Source organism: Sphingobium sp. IP1 (assembly GCF_002708645.1).
Classification (GTDB): Bacteria; Pseudomonadota; Alphaproteobacteria; order Sphingomonadales; family Sphingomonadaceae; genus Sphingobium; species Sphingobium yanoikuyae.
Genome location: NZ_NOIW01000197.1, coordinates 1 through 4,614, shown reverse-complemented (window position 1 = coordinate 4,614; position 4,614 = coordinate 1). Strand labels below are relative to the sequence as shown.

The 4,614-nt window shown below is 65.4% G+C and carries 5 protein-coding genes; 2 read left to right on the top strand and 3 right to left on the bottom strand.

All coding sequences use genetic code 11. The features are described 5' to 3' along the window. Positions 1–158: 158 nt before the first annotated feature. The gene (locus CG471_RS29000; RefSeq protein WP_257211734.1) at positions 159–467 is read right to left on the bottom strand and encodes a BA14K family protein; all 309 of its coding nucleotides are present in this window, start codon (positions 465–467) and stop codon (positions 159–161) included. 239 nt (positions 468–706) lie between these two features. Between CG471_RS29000 and CG471_RS28995 the strand changes: the two genes are divergently transcribed. Both CG471_RS28995 and thpR read left to right on the top strand, forming a co-directional pair. After that, complete coding sequence (locus tag CG471_RS28995) at positions 707–1,978, top strand: oligogalacturonate lyase family protein (protein ID WP_099234570.1); 1,272 nt, start codon at positions 707–709, stop codon at positions 1,976–1,978. A 635-nt stretch (positions 1,979–2,613) separates the two neighbouring features. Beyond that, on the top strand, positions 2,614–3,171 hold the full coding sequence (gene thpR / locus CG471_RS28990) for an RNA 2',3'-cyclic phosphodiesterase (RefSeq protein ID WP_099234569.1): 558 nt from the start codon (positions 2,614–2,616) through the stop codon (positions 3,169–3,171). Positions 3,172–3,195: 24 nt separating this feature from the next. Here the strand turns inward: thpR and CG471_RS28985 are convergent, their stop codons facing one another. Further along, on the bottom strand, positions 3,196–3,732 hold the full coding sequence (locus tag CG471_RS28985) for a superoxide dismutase family protein (protein ID WP_099234568.1): 537 nt from the start codon (positions 3,730–3,732) through the stop codon (positions 3,196–3,198). 490 nt (positions 3,733–4,222) lie between these two features. Next, positions 4,223–4,614 (bottom strand): OmpA family protein (locus tag CG471_RS28980; protein WP_143560312.1); only part of this gene is annotated, 392 nt, incomplete at its 5' end.

Genomic DNA, 4,614 nt, shown 5'->3' with positions numbered 1-4,614 from the left:
GCCCATGCCGCCGCCCATGCCCCCCTGGGCCAGCAACGGCGCCGAACAGAGCAGCAGCGCCGCCCCGATCATCATCTTGCGCATCGCGCCTCGTCCTTCTTCATGAAAACAGGAACGGGGCGGCGCCGTCCCCCGGCACCGCCCCGCGTCGATCGCGATCAGAGCGTGCAGCGCACCCGCTTGCCGCGATAGAGATAGCTGTCCAACCTGGCGTCATAGCTCTTGTAGCGATTGCGGCAGGCCTTCTGATGCGCCGCGCCGGTCGAACGCCCCTGGGCCTTGGCGGGTTGGGCCTTGGCCGGCTGAGCCTTGGCCGGTTGGGCCTTTGCCGGGGCAGGCTTCTTGGCCGGCGCCTTGCTGCTCACCGGCTGGCTCGCGCCATGATGCGGCGCCTGCGCCATGGCCGGCGCGCCCAGCGTCGCCATCAGCGCGGCGGCGCCCAGGGTCAGGAGCGAGGGATAAGTCATGTCATGGCCTTTCATCTGGGTGGAAAATCTCCGCCCCGTCTGTGGCCACCCGATTTTGCCCCGTCATTTCACGAATATTTCAGAAGCCCGCGCCTTATTGCCCTCCTCTGTCAAAGGCTTGGCCCGGCAAGCACGCGCCGCGCCGAGATCACAGCCGCCTTGCCAAATTCCCGATATGCGGTATCCAATCCCGCAAATTGAACTTGAACTGGGAGGATGGGATGCGGTTGAGGCAGGCAATGATCGGGCTGGCCCTTCCCCTGCTCGTCGCAGCGCAAGCACCCACACCCGCCGCGTCCCCCGCCAGCTGGACTGACCCGACCACCGGCCACCGCATCGTCCGCGTCGATGACCGGCCGGGCAACTACGGCCTCTATTTCAATTATAATCCCTTCACCCCCGACGGAAAGCGCATGGTCTATCTGACGCCGGAGGGGATCCGCGTCGCCGACACCAGCAACTGGACCACCCGGCTGGTGCTGAAGGAAAAGGTCGACCGGCTGCTGTTCGTCGGCCACCGCGCCAATGTCGCTTATTATACCACCAACCCGACCGGCAGCAGCGAGGGCGAGCCCTCCTTCATCGTCTGGTCGGTCGATCTCGACAGCGGCAAGCGCCGCCGTATCGCGGACATGCCGGGTGGCCGCATCGAATCCATCAATGCTAACGACACGCTGCTCGCCGGCCATCGCGAACTCGCCCCGCCGCCGCCCGCCATCGCCGCCCAGGGCAAGCGCGATCCCAAGACCGGCTCGCCCAGCTATAGCGGCACAGACGATCAGGGCCGCCCTCTCTCGTTCGCCGCCGCCAAGGAAAAATGGATGGAGGCCCGGCTCGCCGCCGGTGTGCCGATGGAAATCTTCGCGATCGACATCGCCACCGGCCAGCAGCGCCGCATCACCGCGTCGAAGGACTGGCTCAACCATGTCCAATTCTCGCCGACCGATCCCGATCTGCTGATGTATTGCCATGAAGGCCCCTGGCAGCAGGTCGACCGCATCTGGACCATCCGCACCGACGGCAGCGCCAAGACCAAGGTGCATCAGCGCATCCTGCAGGGCGAGATTGCCGGCCATGAATATTGGGCGCCCGACGGCCGCACCATCTGGTATGACCTCATCATGCCACAGGGGATGCGCTGGCTCGCCGGCCATGACGTCGCCAATGGCGCGCGCCGCTGGTATGCGATCCGCCCCGGCCAGGGCTCCTATCATTTCGCCTCATCGCCCGACGGCCGCAGCTTCTCCGGCGATGGCGCCAATGACGGCAAATATATCAGCCTCTTTCACCCCCGCCCCGACGACAATCCCCGCGCCCGCAACACGCTGAACGGCGACACGCTGATCGCCACCGGCACGCTGGAGACGGAACGGCTCGTCGATCTCGCAAGCCACGACTACACGCTCGAACCCAACCAGCATTTCACGCCCGACGGCAAATGGCTGGTCTATCGCAGCAATGTCGCCGGCAGCCCCGCCATCTATGCGGTGGAAATCGCGAAACCACGCTAGACCGCGCGCACACAAGTCCGACGCCCGCCGAATGGCGAGGATGGGTAGGGTGCGCAATGCCCCTTATCCCGTCATGCCAGCGAAGGCTGGCATGACGAAGTGGGTGGGAAGTAGACATTCCTCCCCGTACCGGGGAGGGGGACCGCTCGCGTAGCGAGTGGTGGAGGGGCACAGGCCGGATAGCGCAGCACTAATAGGCACTTGCCCCTCCGTCAGCACTTCGCGCTGCCACCTCCCCGTTCCGGGGAGGAATGTCCACTTCTGCTCGCTTCGCGCCGGGCAGCTTTCCCGCCCAGGAGCGGACGGGCGGCTATCGGGGGAGCGGGGCGCCAGGCGCGCCGGTGAACGGCGATCGAGGGTGGATTGCGGCCAGACCACCTACGTCATGCTGAACTTGTTTCAGCATCTATCAAGCCTAACAAGTCATTGGTCTATTGAGAGGAATGGCCCCTGAAACAAGTTCAGGGTGACGATGATGGGGTGGGCCGCTTCTGGTCGCTTCCAGACCATGCTCCCCTGCAAGGGGAGGATTTTACCGCCGCAAATGATCGTCAGCCTTGAAGGCCCGACGCCCGCATTGCCGCCGCGCCACCCCGCCCCTATCCACCAGCCCCCTTTCTCCCTATCTACCGCTCATGCACCGCCTGTTCGTCGCCATCCGTCCGCCTGCCACGATCCGCAGCCAGCTTCTGGCCCAGATGGCCGGCGTTCCCGGCGCGCGTTGGCAGGATGATGGCCAGTTGCACCTGACCCTGCGCTTCATCGGGCAAGTGGATCGCCATCAGGCGGATGATATTGCCGATGCGCTCGCCGGCGTCCGCTTCCAGCCGTTCGCCATCGCGCTCGCCGGCGCCGGCTATTTCGAACGGCGCGGCGTGGTCGACACCTTATGGGCCGGGGTGCAGCCGCGCGATCCGCTCGCCCATCTCCATGCCAAGGTGGATCGCGCCTGCATATCGGCCGGTATCGCGCCCGAAGCCCGCGCCTATCTGCCGCACATCACCCTCGCCCGCTTCAGCCGGCACGGCGGCGATATCGCGCCTTTCCTGGCGCTGCACGCCGGCCTTGCATCGCCCGCCTTCACCGTGGACGAATTCAGCCTCTATGAAAGCCGGCTCGGCCATGCCGGCTCGAGCTATCATGCGGTCGAAACCTATCGCGCAGACGGTCATCCCGGCGCCCGCGACGATTGACGCGGACGCCGGGTCCGGCAGGCGTCAGCCCGCGCTCAACACGCCACAGGCGACGCGGCCGCCGGCATTGCCGGTCGGGTCGCTCTTGTAATCATCGGCCTGGGCATGGATCACGATCGCCGCGCCATCGGCATCCAGCAGCGGCGTTGCGCCGTCGCTGATCGTGCCACCCGGCACCACATATTCGATTTCGCCGCTACCATCGGACTTGGCCTGCATATTGGGCATGTCACCCATATGCATACCCTGCGGGTTATCCTTGCCATGCTGGTGGCTGGTCGGGTTCCAATGGCCACCCGCGCTGGTGAAGTCCGGCCCCGTGCAGACGCCGGTGGTGTGGATATGCACCGCATGGATGCCCGGCGTCAGCCCCTGCGCCTTGACCACGACATGCAGGCCATCGCCTGCCTGGGTCACCACGGCGGTGCCGCGCGCGCTGCCATCGCCAGCGGCCAGCTTGGCCTTGGCGGTCGGCGCGGCGGGCGCGCTCTGGCTGGTCGCGGCACAGGCCGTCACGGCAGCGAGCAGAGGCAGGGCAAGGAACAGGGCGGCGGTCTTCATGGCAAACTCCCGATCACGGAAACAACTGCGCGAACGCGGCAGACGCGTCTTTGTTGCCGATCCGATCCGGTTTGTCATGACCCTTCTGCATATCGTTCGCAATAAAAGCAGGGAGATAGCATGGCATCCATGCTGACGCCCCTCCTTCACCGCCCCAAAGAGCCGTCCGGAGGCAATAGCCTGAGATCGCGATGTGTCATATGTCAGGCCGAAGCCCGGTAGCAATCCGGATCGCAGCGTTATCGGTTCGCCCCGGCAAATAGCTGGCCGGTCATGAGCGCAGACATGATCAACCGCCCATGCGCCGATCGTCCACGCTGCCCAGCACATGACATGCCGGACAGATATCCATTCCCCCCGGATCGCGACAGACTCCAACGCACGACAGGTCAGCGCCCGACAAGCCAGTGCGAGCAACGCAGGACAAGAAAAAGGGGCCGATCTTGCGACCGGCCCCTCTTCATATTCCATCCCGAAGGACGGAAATTTCTTACTGACCCGAACCCGGACCGTAGCTGATTTCCACGCGACGGTTCTGGACTTCGCGAACGCCGTCCGCGGTGTCGACGCGCGGCTTCGATTCACCGAAGGCCTGGGTGGTCATCACGCCGTCAGGGATACCCTTCGAGGCGAGATAGGCCTTGGCGGCGTCAGCGCGACGCTGCGACAGACCGACGTTGTACGAGGCTGCGCCCGAACGGTCAGCGTGACCGGCCAGCATGACCTGGGCATTGCCGCAAGCGCTGTAGGCCGAAACCGCGTTGTCCAGAATGGTGGCGGCGTCAGGCGTGATGTCCGACTTGTCCCATTCGAAGAAGACAATGTACGGCCCAGGCGAGCATTCCGGCGCCGGCGGGGGCGGCGGAGGCGGCGGCGGAATGC